This is a genomic window from Chromobacterium subtsugae (assembly GCF_035919665.1).
In the GTDB taxonomy this organism is placed as follows: Bacteria; Pseudomonadota; Gammaproteobacteria; order Burkholderiales; family Chromobacteriaceae; genus Chromobacterium; species Chromobacterium subtsugae.
Map to the genome: position 1 here is coordinate 1,746,459 of NZ_CP142381.1, position 25,146 is coordinate 1,771,604.

Here is a 25,146-nt window from a genome sequence, read left to right on the forward strand (position 1 = left end):
GCGGGTCAGCGGCCGTAGGTGGCGGTGAGGCTGGCCTTGGCCAGCGCGTTGGCGTTCAGCATGAAGCCCACCAGCGCGCCGCTGGCGTTGGCGTCAACCGGCAGCTTGTCGGTTTTGAGCGCCCAGACGGTGAATTGGTAGCGGTGCGGCTTGTCGCCAACCGGCGGGCAGGCGCCGCCGAAGCGCGATTCGCCGAAGTCGGTGCGGCCCTGCACCGCGCCCGCCGGCAGTTGGCCGCCGGCGCTGCCTGCGCCTTCCGGCAGCGCATGCACGTTGGCCGGCAGGTTCACCACCGTCCAGTGCCACCAGCCGCTGCCGGTGGGCGCGTCCGGATCGTAAACGGTGACGGCGAAGCTCTTGGTGCCGGCCGGCGCGCCGCGCCAGGACAGCTGCGGCGAGACATTGCCGCCTTCGCAGCCGAAGCCTTGGTAGACCTGGCGCGCCGTCAGCGGCTTGCCGTCGGCGATGGTTTCGCTGCTGAGCTGGAAGCCGGCGGCGTGGGCGGCCAGCGGCAGGGCGAGCAGGCTGGCGATCAACAAGGTGTTGCGCATATCGGTTTTCCTGTGGGTGACATGGCGGATGATAGGCGGCGGCGTTCGTTGCCGCTGTGCCGAAACGCTCGCCGGCGGCGCCGCCGCGCTCGCGTTTGAGCGATGGCGGCTAGACCGTCGGGTCCGGCTCAGGCGTTCACGGCGCTTTCGTCCAAGGCGAAAGCGCGCAGGTCGTCGCCGGCCAACCGGTAGCGCACCCACTCGGCTTGCGGCTTGGCGCCGATGGACTGATAGAAGTCTATCGCCGGCTGGTTCCAGTCCTGCACCACCCATTCGAGGCGGCCGCAGTCGTTTTCGCAGGCCAGTTGCGCCAGGCGGCGCAGCAGCGCCTTGCCGGCGCCGGCGCCCCGCACTTGCGGCGTGACATACAAATCTTCCAGGTAGATGCCGTTTTTGCCCAGCCAGGTGGAGTAGCTGAAGAAGTACACGGCGAAGCCGGCCAGCCGGCCGTCGACATGGCACAGCAGGGCCTGCGCTTTGGCGCCGGGGCCGAACAAGGTCGCCTCGATGTCGGCGGCGCTGGATTCCACTTCGTGTTCGGCGCGTTCGTAAATGGCCAGCTCGGTGATGAAGCGGTGGATGGCGGCCGCGTCCTGCGGCTGAGCGGTATGAATCTGGATGGTCATGCGTTTCCTCGGGTGCGCGGGCCCTGGCCGGCTGCGGCGGGCGATGCCGGATATGATCGCATGCCGGCGCTGGGATGAAAACGGCATGCCGGTCCTGCGTGGACAGGAAAAAGGGCCGGCGAACCGGCCCCGGGGCGTCGCGCGGCGGGGTTCAGCCCGCCAGCCAGCTGCCCGGATGGGCTTCCAGCCAGGTCTTGATGTTTTTGGCGTCGTTGACGCGGGCGGAGCTGGCGCCGGCGTCCAGCAGCACGATGACCAGCGGCTGCGAGCCGACCACCGCCTGCAGCACCATGCAGCGGCCCGCTTCCTGGATATAGCCGGTCTTCTGCACCGCGATGTCCCAGTCGCCCTCGCGCACCAGCGCGTTGCTGTTCTTGTATTGCAGCACGCGGTTGCGCGCCGACAGGATCTGGTGTCTTTCGGTGGTGGTGAACTCCCGGATCAGCGGGTATTTCTGCGCCGCCATCACCATCTTGGCCAGGTCGGCGGCGGTGGAGGTATTGCGCACGTCCAGGCCGGTGGGGTCGTGGAAGATGGTTTCCGTCATGCCCAGGCTGCGAGCCTTGTGGTTCATCCGCTGGACGAAGGCGGCGCTGCCGCCGGGGAGGGCGGTGCGGGCCAGCGTCGCGGCGGCGCGGTTTTCCGACGACATCAGCGCCAGCAGCAGCATTTCCCGGCGGCTGAGGGTGGTGCCCACCGCCAGCCTGGAGGTAGTGTGCTTCAGACGGTCGATCTCGGCGTCGGACACCGTCACCTCGTCATCGAGAGACACCCCGGAATCCAGCAATACCATCGCCGTCATCAGCTTGGTGATGGAGGCGATGGGCATGCGCTGGTGGGTGTTCTTTTCGTAGAGGGTTTCGCCGGTGCTGCCGTTGAGCACCAGCACTGAGTGGGAATTGAGCCTGGGGGCGGTGTAGCCGGACATTTCGCTGGCTACCATCACGCCCTGGGGCGAAGCCGCCAACACCGGCGCGGCCAGGGCCGCCGATATCAGCAAGCTTGCGATTTTCTTGATCATGCGTCACTCCGCAGTACGCTTGAGGTGTGAGGAAAAAGGATGCTATCCATCCGGCATTTGCGGCTAACTGCAGTCAACATGCGGTCATCATGGATGATGCGGCGGGATGGCTCCTGCTTGTATTCTAAACAATGTTCCGCCGCCGCGCGGCACGAAAAAGACGTTTTCGGGCGGCTGAAACAGCCAAGGGGGCGCGTCGCCGCGCCGGCGGATGTCCGCCTGGCGCACGCCGGGGGTGAGATTGGCCGGCAATAGGCGTAAAATCAACGGTTTCGCCACTTCCCGCGCGCCTGCCATGCTGCTCAACTTTCCCGATAGCCCGTTTCAGCTGAACCAGCCGTTCCCGCCGGCCGGCGACCAGCCCGCCGCCATCGAGCAACTGGTGGAAGGCCTGTCCGACGGCCTGTCCTACCAGACGCTGCTGGGCGTGACCGGCTCCGGCAAGACCTACACCATGGCCAACGTCATCGCCCAGACCGGGCGGCCGGCCATCATCATGGCGCACAACAAGACGTTGGCGGCGCAGCTGTACAGCGAAATGCGCGAGTTTTTCCCGCATAACGCGGTGGAGTATTTCGTTTCCTATTACGACTACTACCAGCCGGAAGCCTACGTTCCCAGCCGCGACCTGTTCATCGAGAAAGACTCCAGCATCAACGAGCACATCGAGCAGATGCGCCTGTCGGCGACCAAGTCCATTCTGGAGCGGCCGGACTGCATCATCGTGGCCACGGTGTCGGCGATCTACGGCATCGGCGATCCGTCCGACTACCACCAGATGATCCTGCATCTGAAGGAAGGCGAAACCACGCCGCAGCGCGAGATCATCAGCCGCCTCACCACCATGCAGTACAGCCGCAACGACCTGGACTTCGGCCGCGGCACCTTCCGCGTGCGCGGCGACGTGATCGACATCTACCCGGCGGAAAGCAGCGACACCGCGCTGCGCGTCAGCCTGTTCGACGACGAAGTGGAAACGCTGACCCTGTTCGATCCCTTGACCGGCACGACGAAACAGCGCGTCGGCCGCTTCACCGTATTCCCGTCCAGCCACTACGTGACGCCGCGCGACACCGTGCTGCGCGCCTGCGAGCAGATCAAGGACGAGCTGCGCCACCGCATCGAGTGGTATCAGAAAGAGGGCAAGCTGGTGGAGGCGCAGCGCATCGAGCAGCGCACCCGCTTCGACCTGGAAATGCTGTACGAGATGGGCTTCTGCAAGGGCATCGAAAACTATTCGCGCCATTTCTCCGGCCGCGGACCCGGCGATCCGCCGCCGACCTTGATCGACTACCTGCCCAAAAACGCGCTGATGTTCATCGACGAGAGCCATGTCACCGTGCCGCAGGTGGGCGCGATGTACAAGGGCGACGCCGCGCGCAAGGCGAATCTGGTGGAGTACGGCTTCCGCCTGCCGTCCGCCGCCGACAACCGGCCGCTGAAATTCCACGAGTTCGAGCAACTGATGCCGCAGACCGTGTTCGTCTCCGCCACGCCGGCGGTGTACGAAAAGGACCATGCCGGCCAGGTGGTGGAGCAGGTGGTGCGGCCGACCGGCCTGGTGGACCCGCAGATCGAAATCCGTCCGGTGGCCACCCAGGTGGACGACCTGCTGTCGGAAATCCGCGACCGCATGGCGCGCGGCGAGCGCGTGCTGGTCACCACGCTGACCAAGCGCATGGCCGAACAACTGGCCGACTACTACACCGAGCACGGCATCAAGGTGCGCTATCTGCACAGCGACATCGACACGGTCGAGCGGGTGGAGATCATCCGCGACCTGCGCCTGGGCATGTTCGACGTGCTGATCGGCATCAACCTGCTGCGCGAAGGCCTGGATATTCCCGAAGTGAGCCTGGTGGCGATTCTGGACGCCGATAAAGAGGGCTTCCTGCGCAGCGAGCGCAGCCTGATCCAGACCATAGGCCGCGCCGCGCGCAACCTGAATGGCAGGGCATTGCTGTACGCGGATCGCATCACCGATTCGATGAAAAAGGCGATGGACGAGACCGAGCGCCGCCGCGCCAAGCAGATGGCGTTCAACGCCGAGCACGGCATCGTGCCGCGTGGCGTGGAGAAGAAGATCAAGGACATCATCGACGGCGTCTACAGCGTCGAGGCCGAGCGCAAGAAGCTGGTGGACGAGGCGGCGGTGGCGATGATGGACGAGAAGACGCTGGCCAAGGAAATCAAGCGGCTGGAAAAGGACATGATGGAAGCGGCGCGCAACCTGGAGTTCGAACGCGCGGCGCGCATCCGCGACGAACTGAAGCAGCTGAAGGAAAAGGCCTGGCTCAGCGATCTGTAGCCCGGCCCGTCTCCATCCGCATCCCCGCTCAAGCCAGCGGGGATTTTTCTTGCATGCGGCCTGCGAGCTGGCGCTGCTGGCGGAAGCGCTGCGCCAGCAGCGCGCACACCATCAGCTGGATCTGGTGGAACAGCATCAGCGGCAGCACGATGGCGCCGATGGCGTGGCCGGCGAACAGCACCTTGGCCATCGGCACGCCGCTGGCCAGGCTTTTCTTCGAGCCGCAGAACAAGATGGTGATTTGATCCTCGCGATTGAAGCCCAGCTTGCGGCCCGCCAGCGTGGTGAGGCCCAGCAACAGGCCCAGCAGAATGACGTTGACCAGCAACAGTCCGGCCAGCGCGGCCGGCGGCGTCTGCCGCCACAGGCCGCCTATCACCGCCGCGCTGAAGGCGGTGTAGACCACCAGCAGAATGGAGCCTTGGTCCACGTACTTCAGCATGGCCTTGTGGCGATCCACCCAGCGGCCTATCCAGCGCCGCGCGATCTGGCCGGCGATGAAGGGCAGCAGCAGCTGGTAGACGATGTCCAGCGCCGATCCCATGCCTTGTCCCACGCCGCCGTGGCTGACCACCAGCCAGCCCACCAGCAGCGGCGTGATGAAAATCCCCAGCAGGTTGGACGCGGTGGCGCTGCAGATGGCTGCCGGCACATTGCCCTGCGCCATCGAGGTGAAGGCGATCGACGACTGCACCGTGGACGGCAGTATGCACAGATACAGCACGCCCAGATACAGCTCGGGCGTGACCAGCGGCGTCAGCACCGGCTTGAGCAGCAGTCCCAGGATGGGGAACAGCGCGAAGGTGCAGGCCAGCACGGTCAGGTGCAGCCGCCAGTGGCCGATGCCGGCCAGCACCGCCTCGCGCGACAGTTTGGCGCCATGCAGGAAGAACAGCAGGCCTATCGCCAGATTGGTGATCAGGTTGAAGGCCTGCGCGGCGGCGCCGGAGCAGGGCAGCAGGCTGGCCAGCGCGACGGTGGAGAGCAGGGCCAGGGTGAAGGAGTCCAGCAGTTTTGGCATGTCGGCGATTCTTGTGAGGCGTGGATGCGCCTATTGAATCGCAGTCATATTCAGAATACAAATGTATTTATTTGATCAATTGATGAGTATTTTTTATGAATGTCAGCCTGCGTCAATTGCGGGTATTCCGCGCGGTGGCCGAACAAGCCAGTTTCAGCCGGGCCGGCGACCAGTTGGGCTTGACCCAGCCGGCGGTAAGCCGCGCGGTGAGGGAGCTGGAGCAGGCGCTTGAGTTGCGCCTGCTCGACCGCACCACCCGCGAGGTGGTGCTGACCGACGCCGGCCAGCGGCTATTGCCCAAGCTGGCGCGCGCGCTGGACGAACTGGACGAGGTGCTGCTGGCTGCGCGCAAGGAGGGCGGCCAGGCGATGGGCAGCGTGCATGTGGCCAGCAGCCCGACGCTGTCGGCCAGCCTGATGCCGGCCATCATCGCCGCCTGCCGGCAGCGCTATCCGCTGTTGCGGCTGCATCTGCAGGACCAGGTGCAGCGCCTCAACGTGGCGGCGGTGCGCGGCGGCGAGGCGGACTTCGGCCTGGTGGTGGAGCCCGAGCCCGGCGATGACCTGTGGCAGGAGGAAGTGCTGGTGGATGATTTCTGGCTGGTGTGCCGCGGCGATCATCCGCTGGCGGCCGGCGCCTGGGTGTCGTGGCGCCAGCTGGACGGCGAGCCGCTGGTATTGCTGGACGACAGCTCCGGCAGCCGGCCGCTGATAGACCAGCTGCTGCTGCGGCACGGGCTGGATTGCCCGGTGGCGCAGCAACTGGGGCATTCCCATTCGGTGTTCCGCATGGCGGCCGCCGGCATCGGCGTCAGCATCACCCCCGGCCTCGCCATGCCCTTGCCGGCGGGCTGCGGCCTGGTGGCGCGGCCGCTGCTGCCGCGCGCCAGCCGCCGCATCGTGCTGATCCGCCGCTGCAACCGCACCTTGTCGCCGGCGGCGGAAAGCCTGTGGCGGCTGGTGCTGGAAATGCGCCAGCCGTTGCAACGGCTGGCGGAGGAGATCATGGAAAGAGCGCTGTCAGGTAATTGATCGGCGCGTGGTCGGCCAGATCGCGCAGCGGCACCGAGTCTATCTTCCAGGCGCGCTGCAGCAGGTATTCCTCGCGCGCGGCGGCCTGGTCGGCGGCGATATCGAAGCCGGGCGCGTCGTGAATGCCGCCATCCTTGTCGATATAGCGCTCGCCGGGCAGGTGGACGTAAAGCGGGAAGTCGGGCGTTTCCGGCGGCACCCTGGCGACTAGGTCGCAGCAGTCGACATAGCGGCAGATGGCCTGGCCGGCGCAGGCGGCGGCGAAGTCCTGATCGCCCACCCGCGGCGAGCCGATGGTGATCAGTTCGGCCTGGCGATGCGCCGAGGCGAACAGGGTGGCGATGGCGGCGCCCAGGCTGTGGCCGGCCAGGATCAGTTGCGGGGTGGCATGGTTGTCCCACCAGCTGGAAAAGGCCGGCAGCAGCTGGCCGGCGGCGGCGGCGAAGCCCAGATGCACCCTGCCGCCCTGGCTCCAGGGCGTCAGCGATGCCCGCAGGTCGGTGGCGATGTCGGTGATCTGGCTGACTTCGGTGCCGCGGAACGCCACTATCGTCAATGTGGATGGCAGCACCGCGGCGAAGCCGTGCGAGTGGCTGTTGTCGACGCTGAAGGTTTGCGCCAACTGCAGCCCGGCGAGCGACAGCGCCGATGCCAGGCGGTGGCGCTCCGCGTCGCCGTCTTCGAAGCGGATGTAGGCCAGGCGCGCGCATTCGGCCGCCAGTTGCGGGTGGCTGTAGCTGCGGTCGAACTGGAACAGCGTGTCGCTCAGCCCCGGGTTCAGCAGCGCGGCGCTGCTGGCGTCGTAGCGTGGGTTCATGGCGGGTCTCCTTGTCGTCAGTTGCGCGCCTTCCAGGCGCTGATGGCGTCGTGGGCGGCTTGCAGGAAAGCCTTGGCCTTGTCCGGGTCGCCCTGGATGGCGTTGAAGCTGTCCTTGATGGCTTGCTGCTGTTCCGGCGGCGCCACGCTCAGCTGGCGGGCCAGCGCGATTTGGGCGAAGCCGCGCAGCGACGGGGGCGGCGCGCCGCCGGACAGGGTGGCGGCCGCGCCGACCGGACCCGCCGCCGGGGCGGGCAGGGTTTGCGGGGCGTTCTGGCGGCTGGCGGACTGGATCAAGGGCGCGAGGCTGTTGGCGTCGCGGTCGCGATGGGTCAGCGGCCCGCCCAGCTCGAACAGCTCGCACACGGTTTTGACGATGGAGCTGTGATCGTACTGGCGATGGTCGATCAGGTTTTCGCCCACCCAGGGCGAGGCGACGATGCACGGCACCCGCAGGCCCAGCCGGTCGAAGGCGAAGTTGTGCGCATTGTGCTCGCTGCCGGGCTGGGTATCGCCGGGCGGCGTGGCGGCGGGCGGGAAAACATGGTCGAAGAATCCGCCGTGCTCGTCGAACAGCACCAGCAGCATGCTGTTGGTCCAGATGCGCGAGGCCCGCAGCGTTTCGTAGACGGTTTTGACCAGCGCTTCGCCTGCCCTGGCGTCGTTCAGCGGGTGCATGCTGTTGCCGTCCAGATAGTGGTTGTGGACGTCGTAGCGCGGCTCGATGAACAGGTAGGCGGCGTTGAAGTCGTCCGCGTTGATCAGTTCGCCGAAATCGTCGAGGTCGCGGAAATGGCCGTTCAGCGCCGCGTGGGTCATGCCTCGCAGCGAAAACGCCTGGGGAAAGGAGTCGCCCTCTATGATTTTCCAGTCGAGGCCGTGATGGTCCAGCCGGTCGAAAAGCGTGCCGTTGGGCAGGGCGAAGCCGGCCACATAGTAATCGGCGATCTGGCCATCGCTGGGGCTGTCGTCCAGGCCGGCGGATGAAGCGGCGTGCGCGAAATAGCGGTTTGGCCAGGTGGGGCCTGGCAGCGACGAGAACCAGCCATCGCACAGCACGAAGGCCTTCGCCAGCGCGTTCAGCACCGGCAGTTGCTCGGGGGTGAGGCTTTGCATGGCCAGGCCGGGGGCGTTGGCGCCGCCGGCGGCGTAATTGGCGACGAAGCCGCTGTTGGCCTGGCCGGCCGCCGGCACCGGATAGGCCGCGCCGGTCAGCCGGCCATGGGCGTCGGTATTCTGCCGCCAGGCGTCTACGCCGCATAGGCAAGTCAGCGTGTTCTGAAACTCATGGCCGGGGTCGGTGCTCAGCTGGAACGGGGCGTTGCCGGCCGCCGCGGCATAGGGATGGGTTTCGCCGTGGTCGGAGAAAACGTTGACCGGCGGCGGGGTCGGAACGCCTTGCGCGCGGGTGGCGCGCCCGGTTTTCGCATCGGCGCCGGTGATATTGGAAAAACCCAGCAGATGATCGAAGGAGCGGTTTTCCAGCATCAGGACGATGATGTGCTGGATGGGGGAGTCGGACATGATGGCCTCCTGATGCGCGCGCGGGCCGGCGCGGCGAGATCCCCTTGGATTTGCGGATGATGGCGCGGCGGCCCTTCTTCGGGAAGGCTCGGACGTGCGGATAAGCTCAGTGATAGCGCATGGCGGGGCGATAGTTCGCTGCCGGCTTTCCTGCCTTGGTTTTGTCGAAGCGCGGCAAGCCGCGCCGGATATGGCGGCCGTCGCAATCAGGTCTAATATTTTGCCGTATTTGCGCTTAGCCGGCTTGTTGCGGATTTTGTCTGCTGCACGCGCCGGCTCCAGGCTATTGGAAGGGAAAGCTCAGCCGCAGGTTGAACGAGTTGCCGCCGACGTCGCTGCGGGTGTGGAAGCCGTAGGTGTAGACGCCCATCAGCTTCAAGCTGCCGAACTGATAGCCGAGCAAGGGGCCGATGCCGTAGTTGCTGGCGCGGCAGCCGCCGGTTTGCGCGCAGGCCGCCGCGCCGCTGCCGGAGTCGTCGCCCAACTGGTTTTCCTGGTAGCCGCCCAGGCCGACGGTCCATTTGCCTATGGTTTTGGCCGCGGTATAGTCTATGGCCAATTGCGGGCCGGAGCGATAATGAGTGTCGGTATTCTGGAAGTTGTATGAATAGGTGGCGTCCATGGTCAGGTTCCAGCCGGCGCGCAGCCAACTGACGGCCAGGCTGGGCTGGAGCGACCAGAAGCCGTTGGCCGATCCCAGGAAGGTGCCGCCGGGCAGGCGGCCCGGCGACGAGCTGCCGGTGGGAAGGTAAACCGCCAGCCCGGTTTTGAGGTGGAAGTTTTCCGGCAGCGTCCAGGATAGCTGGCCGGGGATCAAGATGGTGTTGAAGGCGCCCCAGCGGCCATTCGACGGGATGCCGTCACCCTTCAGCGTGGTGTAGTCGATGGGTTGGGCGATGGCCACCGCGTAGTCGGCGCCCCATATCTTGATGCCGGTCGACCATAGCACCTCGGGCAGCTCGATCAGCGCATCCACCTTCAGGCCGGTCTTGTTGCCGTTATGGTCGAACTTGTCCACCGAAGTCCAGTAGTTGTTCAGCACGCCATACAGTCCTTCGGGCGGCAGCGCGCCGGCGGCGAGGCCGATGTTGACGCCGCGCAGATGCGGGTCCCACAGTTCTTGTCCATGCGCTCCGAAGTGAGGCAACAGCGCCGCGACGGCGGCAGCCCGAGCGATCAGTCTGGATGGTTTCATCTTGTCCGCTTTCTGTCCTGTCGGGCGCTGCGGTTGGCGATGCGCGGGAGATTTGGGCCCGCGGCTGGCAGTTGGCAGGGTGAGTATAGATCGCGTATTCCAAAAGCGTATGCTGATGAGGTTTTTGATGATCGGCTTGTGCCCCTTAGTCTTCGCGCTGGCGGAGCGGCGCCGCATCCGGCGGGAGTCGGTGCCTGGCGGCTAAGCGGCGAAATGTGCCCCAGGCGGTCGGATGATGTCCCGCTGGCATCGTTTGCGGATAAAATCCGCCGCTAATGATTTGCCGTTCGGCCTTGCCGGGCAGGCGGGCGCTTGCCGCGGCATGACCGTCGATGGGCGTGTGAAGATTTCAGTTCAGGAATGCAGTCAAGGAGACGCGAAGTGGAGCAGCAGTTACAGGCTTATCAGGTGGGCGGCAACGATATCGTCGCGGCTTACTCGCAGGAGGGCGCGCTGGCCGTGCTGGAGGAACTGGCAGGCGAGACCGGACTCGCCTTGGAAGATGTCAGTCCGATCGAGGAAGCGGAACTGGATGTGCCGGTGGAAGATGAAGACGGCGCAGCCTGCCCGACCATCCGCCAGATGCTGGCGGAGTTGAGCGAACCGGCTTATCTGTTTGGCTGGGATTGAGCTCGCAGGGAGTGGGTGGACGCTGGCGGCGCTGTAGTTTTGGCTGGACTTTTTGACGAGGTATCGTGGATGTTGGAAGAACAAGCCGTCTCGATTTTATTTGTCTGCCACGGCAATATCTGCCGTTCCCCCACCGCCGAAGCCATTATGCGGCGCTTATCGGAGCGGGCCGGGCTGGCTGAAGCGATCCGGGTGGACTCAGCCGGCACGCATGGTTACCACGCGGGGGAGGCACCGGACGCGCGCAGCGTTCAGGCAGCGGCGCGGCGCGGGTATGATTTGTCCGGCTTGCGGGCCCGCCAAGTGGTGGACGCCGATTTTTCCGGCTTTGATCTGATCCTGGCGGCGGATGCCAGCAATCTGGCGGATTTGCGTCGGCGCTGTCCCAAGACTTTGCAGAACCGCTTGCACCTGATGCTTGAGCCGCTGGGCGGCGAGATGGAGGTGCCCGACCCCTATTACGGCGGCGGCAAAGGCTTTGAAACGGTGCTGGATTTGTTGGAGCAGGCATGCGCCGGCTGGCTGAGCCGATTGCGCCCGGCGGGGGGCTGACAGGATGGCGGGCTGACCTGGCAGGGCAAGTCCTGCTAAGCTATCTAAACAAACCCTATCAGGCCCGAGTAAGGTCCGGCGAGGCGCAACGGCGTCCGCCGGCGCGGGCGGACCATGTCAGCAAGGTAAATCCATGGCCCTGACTTCGCGCGAAAGAGCGAGCAAAACCCCGCTGGAGATAGTTCCCAGCCATAGCGCGGATGTCATTCTGCCGCGCCAGCCGGGCAAGACGCCGCTGGCTAGCCAAACCGTGATCGTCATCGGATCGTCCACCGGCGGAACTGAGGCGCTGCGCACGCTGCTGACCGCGCTGCCGGCCAATATGCCGCCCATTCTGATCGCGCAGCACATGCCGGAAATGTTCACCCAATCCTTCGCGCAGCGGCTGGATTCGCTGTGCCGGCTGCGGGTGAAGGAGGCGGAGGACAATGAAAGGCTGCAGGCCGGCATGGTGTACATCGCGCCAGGCCATTCCCATTTGCTGATCAAGAACGCGCCGACCATAGGCTACAGCACGTCGCTGAACAATGGTCCGGCGGTAAACCGCCACCGGCCCTCGGTGGATGTGCTGTTCCGCTCCGCGGCCAATCTGGTTGGCAAGAACTGCATCGGCGTCATCCTGACCGGCATGGGCCGCGACGGCGCCAGCGGCATGCTGGAGCTGAAGCAGGCCGGCGCCTGGAACATCGCCCAGGACGAAGCCAGCTGCGTGGTGTTCGGAATGCCCAAGGAGGCGATCGCGCTGGGCGCCGCGCACGAGGTGCTGGGGCTGACCGGCATCGCTCAAAGATTGGTGACGCTGGCGCATCAGCGCCAGCCTTCCGCATAAACTAAGCATTGGATTCCATGAAGTTTCTACCGATTCTGGTGGTCGAGGACGACGCAGACCTGCGCGAAGCCATCGTAGACACCTTGTCCCTGTCCGGTTACCCCACGCTGGAGGCCGGCGACGGCACCCAGGCCCTGCAAAGGCTGAGGCAGGAGCCGGTGGGTCTGATCATTTCCGATGCCCAGATGGCGCCGATGGACGGTTACACGCTGTTCGAGGAAGTGAAGAAGCATTACCCGGGCGTGCCGTTCATCCTGATGACCGCCTACGGCGTGATCGAGCGCGCGATCGAGCTGCTGCGCGCCGGCGCCACTCATTACCTGCTCAAGCCGTTCGAGCCGCCCAGACTGCTGGCCGAGGTGGAAAAGCATATATTGACGATGGCCGGGGACGAAGGCGGCGAGGTGGTGGCGGAATCGGCGGCGATGCGGCAGCTGTTCGCCCTGGCCGGGCGGGTGGCGCAAAGCGACGCCAGCGTGATGGTCAGCGGTCCCAGCGGCACCGGCAAGGAAGTGCTGGCGCGTTACATCCATCGCCACTCCCGCCGAAAAGACGGTCCTTTCGTGGCGGTGAACTGCGCGGCGATACCGGACAATCTGCTGGAGTCGACGCTGTTCGGCCACGAGCGCGGCGCCTTCACCGGCGCGGCCCAGGCGCTGCCCGGCAAGTTCGAGCAGGCGCAGGGCGGCACCATCTTGCTGGACGAAGTGACGGAGATGCCGCTGACGCTGCAGGCCAAGCTGCTGCGCGTGCTGCAGGAGCGAGAGGTGGAGCGCATCGGCAGCACCCGCACCATCAAGCTGGACATCCGGGTGCTGGCCACCTCCAACCGCGATTTGCAGGCCGAGGTGGAGTCCGGGAAATTCCGCGAGGACCTGTTTTTCCGGCTGAACGTCTTTCCCTTGCGCATCCCGGCGCTGGCCGACCGGCCGGACGATATCCTGCCCTTGGCACGATTCCTGCTTAAAAAACATATGGAGGCCGCCGGGCGCGCGTCCCTGGTGTTTTCCAGGGATGCGGAACGTCATTTGACGGCCTATAGTTGGGAGGGTAACATCCGCGAACTGGATAATGTCGTACAGCGGGCGGTGATTCTTGCCGCCGGGGCGGAAATTTCTGCCGCCGATCTGCTGCTGGGCGATATCGCAGGCGTGGGGCAGTTTACCCGGGCAGTGTCTGAATCAGACAGTTCGGTGTCGGATGAAACCGACATGAAAACCCTTGAAAAACGCCATATTCTGGAAACATTGGCAGCCGTCGGCGGCGTGAAGAAGCTGGCGGCCGAAAAACTGGGCATCAGCGAGCGCACTTTGCGCTACAAGCTGCAGCGATACCGTGATGAAGACGCTGCGGATTCTGGCCTGGATGTTTCGGAGGGAAATGGCACGGAGTAGCCATGTCAGTCAATAATATCGACCAATTGCTGGGCGAGCTGAGAAGCGCGGCGGCCCTGGCCGCCGGCAAGCAGGCCCCCGCAGCGCAGCAAACGTCGCAGGTCGACTTTTCCGATGTGCTCAAGTCCACCATTGAGCAGGTGAATTCGGCGCAGCAGACTTCGGAGGAGATGCAAAAGCAGTTCCAGTTGGGTGACAACAAGGAGGTGAACCTGCAGGATGTCATGGTGTCCTTGCAGAAAGCCAGCTTGTCGTTCCAGACCATGGTTCAGGCGCGCAACAAACTGGTGAGCGCCTATCAGGAAATCATGAATACCCAAGTCTAGCGCTGTCGGATTCACAGACGGGCAGCGGTGGACCTAAACCAAAAACCACCGTATGGCTGATCTGGCAGAAGAAAACGCAACGCCTGTTTGGCGGGCTCGATTGAATGAAGCGGGCGATCGCTTCAAGACCCTCCCGAACAACAAAAAAATCCTGTTTCTGACCGCGATCGCGGCCATCTTCGCCGTGGTCGTCGGCGCCGTGGCGCTCAATCGCACCCCTTCCTATAAAGTGTTGTTCTCCAATCTGGCCGACCGCGACGGCGGCCAGGTGACGGCTGCGCTACAGCAGATGAACATCCCCTATCAGCTCACCGACGGCGGCGTGATCTCGGTGCCGTCCGACAAGGTGTACGACGTGCGCCTGAAGCTGGCGGCCCAGGGCCTGCCCAAGGCCAGCGGCATCGGCTTCGAGCTGATGGATAATCAAAAATTCGGCATCAGCCAGTTCGCCGAGCAGGTCAATTACCAGCGCTCCATCGAGGGCGAGCTCGCGCGCACCATAGAATCGGTATCTTCGGTGCAGAGCGCCCGCGTGCACATCGCCACCCCCAAGCAAAGCGTGTTTGTGCGCGACCAGCAGGCGCCCACCGCCTCGGTGATGCTGCAGCTGTATCCGGGCCGGATGCTGGACGGCGGCCAGGTGGCAGGCATCCTGCACCTGGTGTCGAGCTCGGTGCCGAATCTGCCGGTGAAGAACGTCACCATCGTCGACCAGGATGGCAATCTGCTGTCCAAGCAGCTGGGGCCGGACGAGAACTCCGGGCTGGACCAGCGCCAGCTGGGCTTCGTGCGCCAGATCGAAGACGGCTACGTCAAGCGGATCGAGGACATCCTGGAGCCCATCTTCGGCCACGGCAACGCCCGAGCCCAGGTGACGGCCAATGTCGACTTCTCCGAGACCGAGCAGACCTCCGAAACCTATCGCCCCAATTCCAGTCCGAATCCGTCGGCCACCCGCAGCCAGCAGATCAGCGAGAAGCTGGCCAACGGCGCGGCCCAGCCCACCGGCGTGCCGGGCGCGCTGTCCAATCAGCCGCCGTCAGCGGCGTCGGCGCCGATCACGCTGCCGCCGGGCGCCGCGCCCGGCACCGCCAATCTGTCCGGGCAAACCATCAGCCAGAACGGCACGCTGCAGCGCGACATCACCACCAATTACGAGGTGGACAAAACCATTCAGCACACCAAAGTGCCGACCGGGGTGGTGAAGCGGCTGTCGGCGGCGGTGGTGGTCAACTACCGGCGCATGCCCGACAAGAACGGCGAGATGAAGCCGACGCCGCTGTCGGCGCAGGAAGTGCAGCAGATCAACAATCTGGTCAAAGAGGCGATGGGGTACAACGCGCCGCGTGGCGACACGCTGAACGTGGTGAACGCCGCCTTCGCCGACAACGCCCAGCCGGTGACCATGCAAGACCGGGTGGTCGACTACGTGAGCGACAACGGCACCAGCCTGGTCAAGTACGGCTTGCTGGCCATCGCCGTGCTGTATCTGCTGTTCGGCGTGGTGCGCCCGATCATGCGCGACTTGGTCAAGCCGGCGGCCGCGCCCGATGCGGGCGGCGCCGAAGGCGCGGCGGGAGCCGCCGCGGGCGGCAGGTTGCTGGGCGTGGCGGCGGAAGAGGGCGAGATGGGCGCGGCGTTGGCCGCGGGCGGCGCCGGCGGCTCGTCCGACGATCCGCGCGAGGTGCAGAAGCGCCAGTACAGTAGTAATCTGGAAGCAGTGCGCGAACTGGTGAAATCCGATCCGCGCATGGCTGCCCAGATCATTAAGGAATGGATAAGCGCCGATGAGTGAAAACGGAGTGCGCAAGAGCGCGGTGCTGCTGTTCAGCCTCGGCCAGAACGAGGCGGTGGAGGTGTTCAAATACCTCGGCCCCAAGGAAGTGCAGAAGATTTCCCTGGCCATGGCGGCGATCAACAACCTCAGCTACGAGCAGATCGACGACGTGGTGGCCGACTTCCGCAAGGAGTGCAATGCCCGGGCCAGCATCGGCGCGTCCGACGAATACCTGCGCAACGTGCTGATCGAGGCGCTGGGGCCGGACAAGGCGGCCAACCTGCTGGACAAGATCATGCAGGGCAACGACCACAGCGGCATCGAAAGCCTGAAGTGGATGGATCCGTCCTCCGCCGCCGACCTGATCCGCCACGAGCACCCGCAGATCATCGCCACCATCCTGGTGCACCTGGAGCCGGACCTGTCCAGCTCCATCCTGTCCTTCTTCCCCGAGCGGATGCGCAACGAGGTGCTGATCCGCACCGCCACGCTGGAAGGCGTGCAGCCGCAGGCGCTGCGCGAATTGAACGACGTGCTGACCCAGCTGCTGTCGGGCTCCGACCGCATCAAGAAGAGCGCTTCCGGCGGCGTCGGCCTCACCGCGGAAATCCTCAACTTCATGGGCGGCAACGTCGAGGCGTCGGCGCTCAGCTTCATCCGCGAGTACGACCCGGAGCTGGCGCAGCGGATCCAGGACAAGATGTTCGTGTTCGAGAACATCCTCGATATCGACGACCGTTCGATCCAGACCATCCTGCGCGAAGTGCAGTCCGATTCGCTGGTCATCGCGCTGAAGGGCACCAGTACCGAATTGAAGGAAAAAATCTTCCGCAACATGTCGCAGCGCGCGGCGGAAATGCTGCGCGACGATCTGGAATCCAAAGGGCCGGTCAAGCTGTCCGAAGTGGAAGCCGAGCAGAAGGAAATCCTCAAGGTGGTGCGCAAGCTCGCCGACGACGGCCAGATCGTGCTAGGCAGCAAGGGCGGAGATGAAGGCCTCATCGAGTAATAATCCCATCATTCCCGGCGAGGAGCTGGAAGGCTGGACCAGCTGGAGCCCAGAGTCGCTCGACGGCTTCACCCGGGCATTGACCCCGGCGCAACTGGTGTCGATGAGCCAGATGCGCCGTCCCGGCGCCAGTCTGGCCGAAAAAATAGCGCAGGCGGAAGCGGAACCGGCTTCCGAAGTGTCCGCCCCTCAGCCTGAGGCGCCGGAGGCCGACCTTCCTCCCGAAGAGGAGGAGGTGTCCGGCATCGGCTATCCCACCGCCGCCGAACTGGAAGCCATTCATCAGGAAGCCTGGCAGGCCGGCCATGACGCCGGGCTGGAGGCGGGCCGCGCCGAAGGTTTCGAGCAGGGCCTGCAGGCCGGCCGCGAGCAGGGCATGGCCGATGTGCGCGCTGAGCAGTTGCCGCGGATGGAAGATGCCTGGCAGGGGCTGTGCCGGATGGGCGGCGCGTTCGCCGACGAGCTGGCGCGGGTGGAGCGCGAGCTGGCGGACGATGTGCTGCAGCTGGCATGGCAGCTGGCGCAAAAGCTGCTGCAGCAGAAGCTGCGGCAGGATGATCAGGCGCTGCTCCCTTTGCTGCAGGCCGCGCTGGCGGAGCTGCCGTCCACGCTGGGCAACGCCCGGTTGCGGGTCAATCCGGCCGACCTTTCCGCCGCCAGGGAGTTTCTGCGGCAGGAGACGCCGGAAACCGTTTGGCAATGGATAGAAGACCCGGCCATGGCCCGCGGCGGCTGCGTCATCGACACCGCTTCGGCCAGGCTGGACATGACGCTGCCCACGCGGCTGGCGGCGATGAGCCGCGCGCTGGGGCTGGAGGCGGATGATGGGCAACGGCCTGCTTGAGCGCCAGCGCGGCTGGCTGGCGGCCTGCGCCGAATCGGCAGCCGCCGCCGATCTGTGGCAGCCCTGCGGCAGGCTGGTGCGCGTGACCGGCATGGTGATGGAGGCGGTGGGCATCAAGCTGCCGGTGGGCAGCGCCTGCCAGGTGGCGCTGCCGGACCATGGCGCGGTGGAGGCCGAGGTGGTGGGCTTCTCCGGCGACAAGGTATTCCTGATGCCGCTCACCAATGTCCACGGCCTGCAGCCGGGCACGCCGGTGACGCCGGTGCCGGCTTTCCGTCCGCCTAGCTATGGCCGCGACGCCGCGCCCGCGCATGCTAACGGACCCGTTGGCCGCCAAGTGCCGGTGGGCGCCAGCCTGCTCGGCCGGGTGCTGGATTCGCTGGGGCGTCCGCTGGACGGCCTGGGGCCGGTGCATCCCGACGCCTGGTTTCCCCTTTACAGCCAACCGATCAACCCGCTCGAACGCACGCCGGTGCACGACGTGCTGGATGTCGGCGTGCGCGCGATCAACGGCCTGCTGACGGTGGGGCGCGGCCAGCGCCTGGGCCTGTTCGCCGGCTCCGGCGTCGGCAAGTCGGTGCTGCTGGGCATGATGGCGCGCTTCACCAAGGCCGATGTGGTAGTGGTGGGGCTGATAGGCGAGCGGGGCCGCGAGGTGAAGGACTTCATCGAAAACATTCTGGGCGAGGAAGGCCGCGCGCGCTCGGTGGTGGTGGCCGCGCCGGCCGACATGCCGCCCTTGATGCGTCTGCACGGCGCCGCCTACGCCACCGCGCTGGCCGAATATTTCCGCGCCCAGGGCAAGGATGTGCTGTTGCTGATGGATTCGGTCACCCGCTATGCGATGGCGCAACGCGAGATCGCGCTCGCCATCGGCGAGCCGCCGGTGACCAAGGGTTACCCGCCCTCGGTGTTCGCGCGCCTGCCGCAATTGATCGAGCGCGCCGGCAATGGCGAGGAGGGCGGCGGCTCCATCACCGGCTTCTACACCGTGCTGTCGGAGGGCGACGACCAGCAGGACCCGATCGCCGATTCGGCGCGGGCCATTCTGGACGGCCACTTCGTGCTGTCGCGCGATCTGGCCGAGTCCGGCCATTATCCGGCTATCGATATCGAACAATCGATCAGCCGGGTGATGGTCGACGTGGTGCCGCAGTCGCAGATGGACCTGGCGCGCCATTTCAAGCAGCTTTATTCCCGTTACCAGCGCAACCGCGATCTGATCAGCGTCGGCGCGTATGTCGCCGGCTCAGATCCGGTGCTGGACGACGCGATGCGCCGCCAGCTTCCCATGGTCAGCTTCCTGACCCAGCCCATGCACGAATCGCACGACTACGCGTCCTGCTGCGCGCAGTTGGCTAACGTGCTGGCCTGAGGAGCGGCGGCGTGTCCGGCAAATACCAGCTGCTGATCCACCTGGCCGAAGAGCGCCAGCAGGCGGCGGCGGAGCGGATGAGCCTGGCGCAGAATCGGCTGAACGAAGCGCGGGCGCGGCTGGAGCAGCTGGACGCCTTTCGCGAGGAATACCGCCAACGGCTGGTGGGCGGCGGCGGTAAGGGCATGTCCATCGTCCAGTATCAGGATTTCCATCGTTTCCTTTCCCGCCTGGATGAGGCGATGATCCAGCAGCAGCAGGATCTGGACCGCTGCACTCAGCGCTTCGTGATGGAGCGCCAGGCCTGGCAGATGGAGTACAAGAAGCTCAAGGCTTACGAAAAACTGTTGCAACGCGAGCAAGAGCGCGAGGCGCGGGAGGAGGCCCGGCGCCAGCAGAAGCAGACCGATGAATTCGCCACCCGGCAGTTCTGGGACCGGACCCACGGCGAAGACGCCTGAGTTGGCACGCTACTTGCTTTTCTAGCGTCGTTACACTCAGCCGAGACCCCATCATGACCATCACGGTAAACACGCCAGTGACCAATGCCGCCTCCGCGGCCACCTCTGCTCCCGGCGGCGCGGCGCCCGGCGCGGCAGGCAACGGCGCGGCCAGCGATCTGTTCGCCAGCCTGCTGGGCATCCAGATGAGCGCGATGGGCTCGACGCTGCCCGGCATCAGCGACCAAGGCGACGCCAAGCCCGCCAGCGACAAGCCGGCGGCCAAGGACGAGTCGGACGGCGGCGATGTGCCGGCCGCCGCGGCGATGCCGCTGCTCGCCGCGCTGCAGGCCAGCCTGCAGGCGCAGCCGCAGCCGGTGGATAGCAAGGCCGCCAATCAGGATCTGCTGGCGCAGCAAGCGGCCAGCAAGCCCGATTTGACGGCCTTGCTGCAGGCGAAGCCGGCATTCAATTGGCAAGGCAACCAGCAAAAATTGCCGGCCGCCGACGCGGATGCGGCGCAATTCTTGCCGCTGCAGCAATTGCAGCCGCAACAGCAGTTGCAAAACGTCCAGGCGCAGACCAATGCCAATATGCCGGTGCTGACCCTGCCGCAAACGCTGAACGACCCGGCCTGGGGCAAGGCGCTGGGCGAGCAGATGCTGAGCATGGTCAACATGAAGGCCGACAAGGCGCAAATCCAGCTGAATCCGCCGCAGATGGGGCCGATTGAAATCACCCTGAAAATGAACGGCAACGACCAGGCGCAGGTATTGTTCACCGCGGCGGTGCCGGCGACGCGCGAGGCGCTGGAAAACAATATGCACCAGCTGCGCTCGATGATGTCGTCCAGCGGCATCCAGCTGACCGATTCCCAGGTGTCCAGCGGGCAATCCGGCCAGCAGCAACAGGCTTACCAGCAGAAAAAAGGCCGCTCCGAACCCGTGGTTGGCGAGGTGGAAGGCGTGGATGCCTTGAGCGCGATCAAGGCCGCGCGCGGCATACTCAGCATTTTTGCCTGACCCGATTTGAGATTGACCCTGTTCAGCCGGCCGAGAAAACTGGAAAATATGGTGAGGAAATCGTTTAAGATTTCACTAGGCACTCCATAAAGAACAGGTCATAACTTATGTCGGATGATAAAAAGGCGGAAAAAGCGGAAAAAAAACCAGGCGGGGGCGGCAACAAACTGATGCTGATAGTCATCGTGTTGTTGATCCTGGTTTTGGCCGCAGTAGGTGGCCTGGCTGCCTATATGTTCACCAATATGGGCAAGGCACCGGCGGGAGCGCAGGCCGAGCAGGTCAAGGAAAAACCGAAGAAGAAGCATGACGGCCCGCCCATTTTCGAGAAAATGGATACCTTCGTGGTGAATCTGGCCGGCAACGACGGCAGCCTGCTGCAGGTCGACATGCAGGCCGAGCTTGGCGACGAGGAAGCCAAGAAGAAATTCGCCGACTATGGCCCCAAGATCCGCAGCGCCGTCATTCTGCTGTTGTCGTCCAAGAGCGCGGCCGAGGTCAGCACCGCCGAAGGCAAGGTCAAGCTGAAGGCCCAGGTCAAGCAGATCATCAACGAGTCCATGGACGCGGGCGACGAGCCGGTCGTGGACAGCGTGCTCTTCACTTCCTTCATCATTCAGAAGCAATAAGCGCCATGGGCGACGATATCCTGTCCCAGGAAGAGGTAGACGCGCTATTACGGGGCGTCTCCGGGGAGGACGAAGATGATGATGGCAGTCAGGATGCGCAGGGCGTCCGCGGTTATGATATCGGCCGGCAGGAACGCATCGTCCGCGGCCGGATGCCGACCCTCGAAATCATCAACGAGCGTTTCGCGCGCAATCTGCGCATCGGCCTGTTCAACTTCCTGCGCCGCAACGCCGAAATCTCGGTGGGGCCGGTGCGGGTGCAGAAATACAGCGAATTCATCCGCAACCTGGTGGTTCCGACCAACCTCAACCTGGTGCATGTCAAGCCGCTGCGCGGCACCGGCCTGCTGATCTTCGATCCCGATCTGGTTTTTCTGATCGTGGATAATCTGTTCGGCAGCGATGGCCGCTATCATGTGCGGGTGGAGGGGCGCGATTTCACGCCCACCGAGCAGCGCATCATCCACCGTCTGCTGGAGGTGGTGTTCACCGAATGCCAGAAAGCCTGGGAGCCGGTGTATCCGATCGAGTTCGTCTACCTGCGCTCGGAGATGAACACCCAGTTCGCCAACATCGCCACCCCGACCGAAGTGGTGGTGGCGATGACTTTCCACATCGAGCTGGGCGCGGGCGGCGGCGATTTCCACATCTGCTTGCCGTATTCGATGGTGGAGCCGATCCGCGACCTGCTGTCCAGCACCATGCAGGCCGACCGCACCGAAGTGGACAACCGCTGGGTCAACCTGATGACCCACCAGGTGCAGGCGGCCGAAGTGGAGCTGGTGGCCAGCCTGGCGCACACCAAGGTGACGCTGGGGCAGATACTGAATTTGAAGAACGGCGATGTGGTGATGATAGAAATCCCCGAACTGGTGGAGGCCGACGTGTCGGGAATTCCGGTGTTCGAGGCCAGCTATGGCACGGTGCAGGGCCGTTACGCGTTGAAAGTGGAAAAGATACTGGCAGGCGCCAATGAGTTCATGGAGTCGCCGGGGGATAAAGAGCAATGAGCGAAGAAGAACAGCAAGCCGGCGCGGCCGGCGCCGAAGAAGAAGTGTCGATGGACGACTGGGCGGCCGCGATGGCCGAGCAGGAGGTGGCCGAAAGCGCCGCGCCCGCCGCCGACGAGGCGGTGCCGGCGCAGAACCTGTTTCAGGAGATAGGCGCGGGCGCCATCTCCGGCGGGCCGCCCAATCTGGACATGATCCTGGACATCCCGGTGCAGCTGACCGTGGAGTTGGGGCGGACCAAGATCGCCATCCGCAACCTGCTGCAGCTGGCGCAGGGCTCGGTGGTGGAACTGGACGGCATGGCCGGCGAGCCGATGGATGTGCTGGTCAACGGCTGCCTGATCGCCCAGGGCGAGGTGGTGGTGGTCAACGACAAGTTCGGCATCCGCCTGACCGACATCATCACCCCGGCCGAGCGCATTCGCCGTTTGCAGAAATAATGGACATGGCAAAAACATCGAAAGTGCGCCTGGCGCTGCGGGGCGCATTTTGCTTTATGGCGTCGGCCCCCGCGCTGGCCGCGCCGCAGCTGGCTCCGGCCGCGGCGGCGGCCCCGTCGCCGCTGGCCAGCCTGGTGCAGGTGATACTGGGCCTGGCGGTGGTGCTGGGCGCCATCGTCGGCGTCGCCTGGCTGTTCCGCCGGCTGTCCGGCGGCATGATGGGCGCCGCCGGGCGCTTGCGCGTGGTGGGCGGCGCCATGGTGGGGCAGAAGGAGCGGGTGGTCATCGTCGAACTGGAAGGCGAATGGCTGGTGCTGGGCGTGACCGCCAGCCAGGTGAACCTGCTGAGCAAGATGCCGCGGCCGGAAGGCGCGGACCAGGCCCCGCCTGAGCCCGCCGAACCATTCGCCCGCTGGCTGAAGGCGGCGCTGGACAAGAGCCGCCCGCCCAAGGGGCCGCAGGACAAGCAATGAAAAAGAATATCGTGATCGCCCTGCTGTCCGGCGGGGCCTTGCTGCTGCCCCTGCTTGCTGACGCGGCGGGCGGCTTGCCGCTGATGACCAGCACCCCGGGACCGGGCGGCGGGCAGAACTATTCGCTCAGCCTGCAGATGTTGCTGTTCATGACCTCGCTGACTTTCATCCCGGCCATGCTGCTGATGATGACGGCGTTTACCCGCATCGTGATCGTGCTGTCGCTGCTCAGGCAGGCGCTGGGGACCACCCAGTCGCCGCCTAACCAGGTGATAGTCGGCTTGGCGCTGTTTTTGACCCTGTTCGTGATGGGGCCCACGTTCGATCAGGTGTACAGCAAGGCCTGGGTGCCGTTTTCCGACGACAAGATCAACATCACCCAGGCGCTGGACGAGGCCAGCAAGCCGATGAAGGCCTTCATGCTGCGCCAGACCCGCGAGAAAGACCTGGCCTTCTTCATCGAGATTTCGCAGTCGGCCAAGCCGCAGACCAAGGAAGACGTGTCGATGAAGACGCTGATTCCCGCCTTCGCCATCAGCGAACTGAAAACCGCGTTCCAGATCGGCTTCATGGTGTTCATCCCCTTCATGATCATCGACCTGGTGGTGGCCAGCATCCTGATGGCGATGGGCATGATGATGGTGTCGCCGGTGACCATTTCGCTGCCGTTCAAAATGATGCTGTTCGTGCTGGTGGATGGCTGGACGCTGCTGATGGGCTCGCTGGTGCAGAGCTTCTACACCGGATGACGGCGATGCGGCTGGAGGATTTGTCTGCGGCGGATCTGCCCGCCTGCCACGCCTTGTTCCAGGCCAGCGTGCAGGCGCTGGCCGGCGGCGTCTACACCGCCGAGCAATGCCAGGCCTGGGCGCCGGAGCGGGCGTGGGATGCGGAGATCGACGCGAACTGGCGCGCCAGGCTCGCAGCGTCCTGGGGCTGCAAGGCGATGGCCGGCGACGGCCGCCTGGCCGGTTTCGCCTGGCTCGAGCGCGGCGGCGAGTTCGACATGCTGTTCGTCGCTCCCTGGGCCGGACGGCAGGGGCTGGCGGGGCGGATGCTGGGCGAGCTGGAAGCGCGTGCTGCGCGGGAGGGCGTATCGGCGCTGCACGCCTGGGCCAGCCATGCGGCGCGGCCGGTGTTCGAGCGGGCGGGATATCTTTTGCTGCGCGCCAACCGCCTGCAGCGCAACGGCGTGGCGCTGGATAATTGGCTGCTGGCCAAGGGCGGCTGGCGGGAGGAGGAGGCATGAGTCCGGAACTCATCATCAGCATCGTGCAGAACGCGCTGTACATCCTGATCATCGTGTCGGCGCCGGTGCTGCTGACCTCGCTGCTGGTGGGCTTGCTGGTCAGCATCCTGCAGGCGGCCACCCAGATCAACGAAATGACGCTCACCTTCATTCCCAAGCTGCTGGCGATGTTCCTGGTGCTGGTGCTGGCGGGGCCGTGGATGCTCAATACGCTGATCGAATACACCACGCGCCTGTTTCAGAGCATACCCAACGTGATCGGCTGATGCTGACGATAAGCGACGTACAGATCAATGCGCTGGTCGGGGCCTTCGTCTGGCCCTTCGCCCGCATCGTCGGGCTGTTCCTGGCCGAACCCATCTTCGCCTACCGCGGCGTGCCGCGCAGCTTCAAGGCGGGCTTCGCGCTGTTTCTCACCGTGATGCTGGCGCCGCTGCTGCCGCCGCTGCCGGCGGTGCCGCTGATTTCGGCGGGCGGGGTCGCCATATTGCTGCAGCAGCTGCTGATAGGCCTGGCGATGGGCTTCGTGATGCGCATCGTGATCACCGCGGTGGAGTTGACCGGCTTCATCATCGGCGCGCAGACCGGCCTGGGCTTCGCGATGTTCTTCGACCCGATCCACGCCGCCCAGGTGCCGGTGCTGTCGCAGATGCTGTCGCTGTTCACCTTTTTCCTGTTCCTGTCCTTCGATGGCCACCACGTGGTGCTGTACACGCTGGTGGAAAGCTTCCGGGTGCTGCCGATAGGCATGCCGATGCCGGAGCAGGGCATCAAGGCGCTGGCCTTGTGGGGCCGCCATCTGGTGGAATGGGGCGTGTGGCTGGCGATGCCGGTGATCGGCGCCTTGCTGGTCGTCAACCTGGCCATCGGCGTGATGACGCGCGCGGCGCCGCAGTTCAACATCTTCACTTTCGGCTTCCCGCTCACCATCATGGTGGGTTTCGGCACCCTGTACCTGACGCTGCCGATGATGGTGCCGGTGATAGAGCAGATGTACCATGCCGGTTTCGAAATGATGCTGAAGATGCTGCAGGCGAAGTAGCGCGGCGAGACT

29 protein-coding genes are annotated in these 25,146 nt (G+C 65.0%); 21 read left to right on the forward strand and 8 right to left on the reverse strand.

The window, feature by feature from the left end; all coding sequences use genetic code 11:
* Positions 1-5: 5 nt before the first annotated feature.
* From U6115_RS08640 to U6115_RS08655, 4 genes are all read right to left on the reverse strand, one after another.
* Positions 6-551, reverse strand: coding sequence for a kinase inhibitor (locus tag U6115_RS08640; RefSeq protein ID WP_043579201.1), 546 nt, complete (start codon positions 549-551; stop codon positions 6-8).
* A gap of 128 nt (positions 552-679) precedes the next feature.
* Complete coding sequence (locus U6115_RS08645; protein ID WP_043579202.1) at positions 680-1,177, reverse strand: GNAT family N-acetyltransferase; 498 nt, start codon at positions 1,175-1,177, stop codon at positions 680-682.
* Between the two features lie 151 nt (positions 1,178-1,328).
* A complete protein-coding gene (locus U6115_RS08650) occupies positions 1,329-2,198 on the reverse strand; it encodes a serine hydrolase (RefSeq protein ID WP_043579203.1) in 870 nt (289 codons plus the stop codon).
* 87 nt (positions 2,199-2,285) lie between these two features.
* Entirely contained in the window at positions 2,286-2,495 is a 210-nt protein-coding gene (locus tag U6115_RS08655) for a hypothetical protein (protein WP_146008343.1), read from the reverse strand.
* Between U6115_RS08655 and uvrB the strand changes: the two genes are divergently transcribed.
* Entirely contained in the window at positions 2,494-4,506 is a 2,013-nt protein-coding gene (gene uvrB, locus U6115_RS08660; protein ID WP_043579204.1) for an excinuclease ABC subunit UvrB, read from the forward strand. The two genes, U6115_RS08655 and uvrB, sit on opposite strands and share 2 nt — an antisense overlap.
* Positions 4,507-4,534: 28 nt before the next feature.
* Here uvrB and U6115_RS08665 read toward each other — a convergent pair whose 3' ends face one another.
* Positions 4,535-5,527, reverse strand: coding sequence for a bile acid:sodium symporter family protein (locus U6115_RS08665; RefSeq protein WP_043579205.1), 993 nt, complete (start codon positions 5,525-5,527; stop codon positions 4,535-4,537).
* A 95-nt stretch (positions 5,528-5,622) separates the two neighbouring features.
* On the opposite strand from U6115_RS08665, the gene U6115_RS08670 reads away from it, so the two are divergent.
* Positions 5,623-6,558: a LysR family transcriptional regulator gene (locus tag U6115_RS08670; protein WP_043579206.1), complete on the forward strand. Its 936-nt coding sequence runs from the start codon at positions 5,623-5,625 to the stop codon at positions 6,556-6,558.
* Here U6115_RS08670 and U6115_RS08675 read toward each other — a convergent pair.
* The 3 genes from U6115_RS08675 to U6115_RS08685 all read right to left on the reverse strand — a co-directional run bounded on the left by U6115_RS08675 (position 6,530) and on the right by U6115_RS08685 (position 10,093).
* The gene (locus tag U6115_RS08675; protein WP_043579207.1) at positions 6,530-7,375 is read right to left on the reverse strand and encodes a lipase family protein; all 846 of its coding nucleotides are present in this window, start codon (positions 7,373-7,375) and stop codon (positions 6,530-6,532) included. The two genes, U6115_RS08670 and U6115_RS08675, sit on opposite strands and share 29 nt — an antisense overlap.
* A gap of 17 nt (positions 7,376-7,392) precedes the next feature.
* A complete protein-coding gene (locus tag U6115_RS08680; RefSeq protein ID WP_052258292.1) occupies positions 7,393-8,898 on the reverse strand; it encodes an alkaline phosphatase family protein in 1,506 nt (501 codons plus the stop codon).
* A 283-nt stretch (positions 8,899-9,181) separates the two neighbouring features.
* Entirely contained in the window at positions 9,182-10,093 is a 912-nt protein-coding gene (locus U6115_RS08685) for a SphA family protein (RefSeq protein WP_043579208.1), read from the reverse strand.
* Positions 10,094-10,474: 381 nt separating this feature from the next.
* Between U6115_RS08685 and U6115_RS08690 the strand changes: the two genes are divergently transcribed.
* From U6115_RS08690 to fliR, 19 genes are all read left to right on the forward strand, one after another.
* Positions 10,475-10,723, forward strand: coding sequence for a hypothetical protein (locus tag U6115_RS08690; protein ID WP_043579209.1), 249 nt, complete (start codon positions 10,475-10,477; stop codon positions 10,721-10,723).
* Positions 10,724-10,792: 69 nt separating this feature from the next.
* Entirely contained in the window at positions 10,793-11,275 is a 483-nt protein-coding gene (locus U6115_RS08695; protein WP_043579210.1) for a low molecular weight protein-tyrosine-phosphatase, read from the forward strand.
* Positions 11,276-11,408: 133 nt separating this feature from the next.
* Positions 11,409-12,104: a chemotaxis protein CheB gene (locus tag U6115_RS08700; protein ID WP_043579211.1), complete on the forward strand. Its 696-nt coding sequence runs from the start codon at positions 11,409-11,411 to the stop codon at positions 12,102-12,104.
* Between the two features lie 17 nt (positions 12,105-12,121).
* Positions 12,122-13,498, forward strand: a complete 1,377-nt coding sequence (locus U6115_RS08705) for a sigma-54-dependent transcriptional regulator (protein WP_043579212.1) — start codon at positions 12,122-12,124, stop codon at positions 13,496-13,498.
* A 2-nt stretch (positions 13,499-13,500) separates the two neighbouring features.
* Positions 13,501-13,824, forward strand: a complete 324-nt coding sequence (gene fliE, locus U6115_RS08710; protein WP_043579213.1) for a flagellar hook-basal body complex protein FliE — start codon at positions 13,501-13,503, stop codon at positions 13,822-13,824.
* Between the two features lie 100 nt (positions 13,825-13,924).
* Entirely contained in the window at positions 13,925-15,619 is a 1,695-nt protein-coding gene (fliF, locus tag U6115_RS08715; protein WP_230623419.1) for a flagellar basal-body MS-ring/collar protein FliF, read from the forward strand.
* Complete coding sequence (gene fliG, locus U6115_RS08720; protein WP_043579215.1) at positions 15,612-16,610, forward strand: flagellar motor switch protein FliG; 999 nt, start codon at positions 15,612-15,614, stop codon at positions 16,608-16,610. The genes fliF and fliG overlap by 8 nt, the downstream gene beginning before the upstream one ends.
* Positions 16,591-17,454, forward strand: a complete 864-nt coding sequence (locus U6115_RS08725; protein ID WP_043579216.1) for a FliH/SctL family protein — start codon at positions 16,591-16,593, stop codon at positions 17,452-17,454. Before fliG ends, U6115_RS08725 begins: the two co-directional genes overlap by 20 nt.
* Positions 17,435-18,829 (forward strand): flagellar protein export ATPase FliI, encoded by a 1,395-nt coding sequence (fliI, locus tag U6115_RS08730; protein ID WP_043579217.1) that lies wholly within the window; start codon positions 17,435-17,437, stop codon positions 18,827-18,829. The genes U6115_RS08725 and fliI overlap by 20 nt, the downstream gene beginning before the upstream one ends.
* Positions 18,830-18,840: 11 nt before the next feature.
* Entirely contained in the window at positions 18,841-19,290 is a 450-nt protein-coding gene (fliJ, locus tag U6115_RS08735) for a flagellar export protein FliJ (RefSeq protein WP_043579218.1), read from the forward strand.
* A 53-nt stretch (positions 19,291-19,343) separates the two neighbouring features.
* A complete protein-coding gene (locus U6115_RS08740; RefSeq protein WP_052258294.1) occupies positions 19,344-20,291 on the forward strand; it encodes a flagellar hook-length control protein FliK in 948 nt (315 codons plus the stop codon).
* 170 nt (positions 20,292-20,461) lie between these two features.
* Positions 20,462-20,920: a flagellar basal body-associated FliL family protein gene (locus U6115_RS08745; RefSeq protein ID WP_230623420.1), complete on the forward strand. Its 459-nt coding sequence runs from the start codon at positions 20,462-20,464 to the stop codon at positions 20,918-20,920.
* Positions 20,921-20,925: 5 nt separating this feature from the next.
* The gene (gene fliM / locus U6115_RS08750) at positions 20,926-21,930 is read left to right on the forward strand and encodes a flagellar motor switch protein FliM (protein ID WP_043579220.1); all 1,005 of its coding nucleotides are present in this window, start codon (positions 20,926-20,928) and stop codon (positions 21,928-21,930) included.
* On the forward strand, positions 21,927-22,370 hold the full coding sequence (gene fliN, locus U6115_RS08755) for a flagellar motor switch protein FliN (protein WP_043579221.1): 444 nt from the start codon (positions 21,927-21,929) through the stop codon (positions 22,368-22,370). The genes fliM and fliN overlap by 4 nt, the downstream gene beginning before the upstream one ends.
* A gap of 56 nt (positions 22,371-22,426) precedes the next feature.
* Positions 22,427-22,843, forward strand: coding sequence for a flagellar biosynthetic protein FliO (gene fliO, locus U6115_RS08760; RefSeq protein ID WP_101527508.1), 417 nt, complete (start codon positions 22,427-22,429; stop codon positions 22,841-22,843).
* Positions 22,840-23,592 (forward strand): flagellar type III secretion system pore protein FliP, encoded by a 753-nt coding sequence (gene fliP / locus U6115_RS08765; RefSeq protein WP_043579222.1) that lies wholly within the window; start codon positions 22,840-22,842, stop codon positions 23,590-23,592. The genes fliO and fliP overlap by 4 nt, the downstream gene beginning before the upstream one ends.
* Positions 23,593-23,597: 5 nt before the next feature.
* Entirely contained in the window at positions 23,598-24,092 is a 495-nt protein-coding gene (locus U6115_RS08770; RefSeq protein ID WP_043579261.1) for a GNAT family N-acetyltransferase, read from the forward strand.
* On the forward strand, positions 24,089-24,358 hold the full coding sequence (gene fliQ / locus U6115_RS08775; protein WP_043579223.1) for a flagellar biosynthesis protein FliQ: 270 nt from the start codon (positions 24,089-24,091) through the stop codon (positions 24,356-24,358). The genes U6115_RS08770 and fliQ overlap by 4 nt, the downstream gene beginning before the upstream one ends.
* Complete coding sequence (gene fliR, locus U6115_RS08780) at positions 24,358-25,134, forward strand: flagellar biosynthetic protein FliR (RefSeq protein ID WP_043579224.1); 777 nt, start codon at positions 24,358-24,360, stop codon at positions 25,132-25,134. Before fliQ ends, fliR begins: the two co-directional genes overlap by 1 nt.
* Positions 25,135-25,146 lie beyond the last annotated feature (12 nt).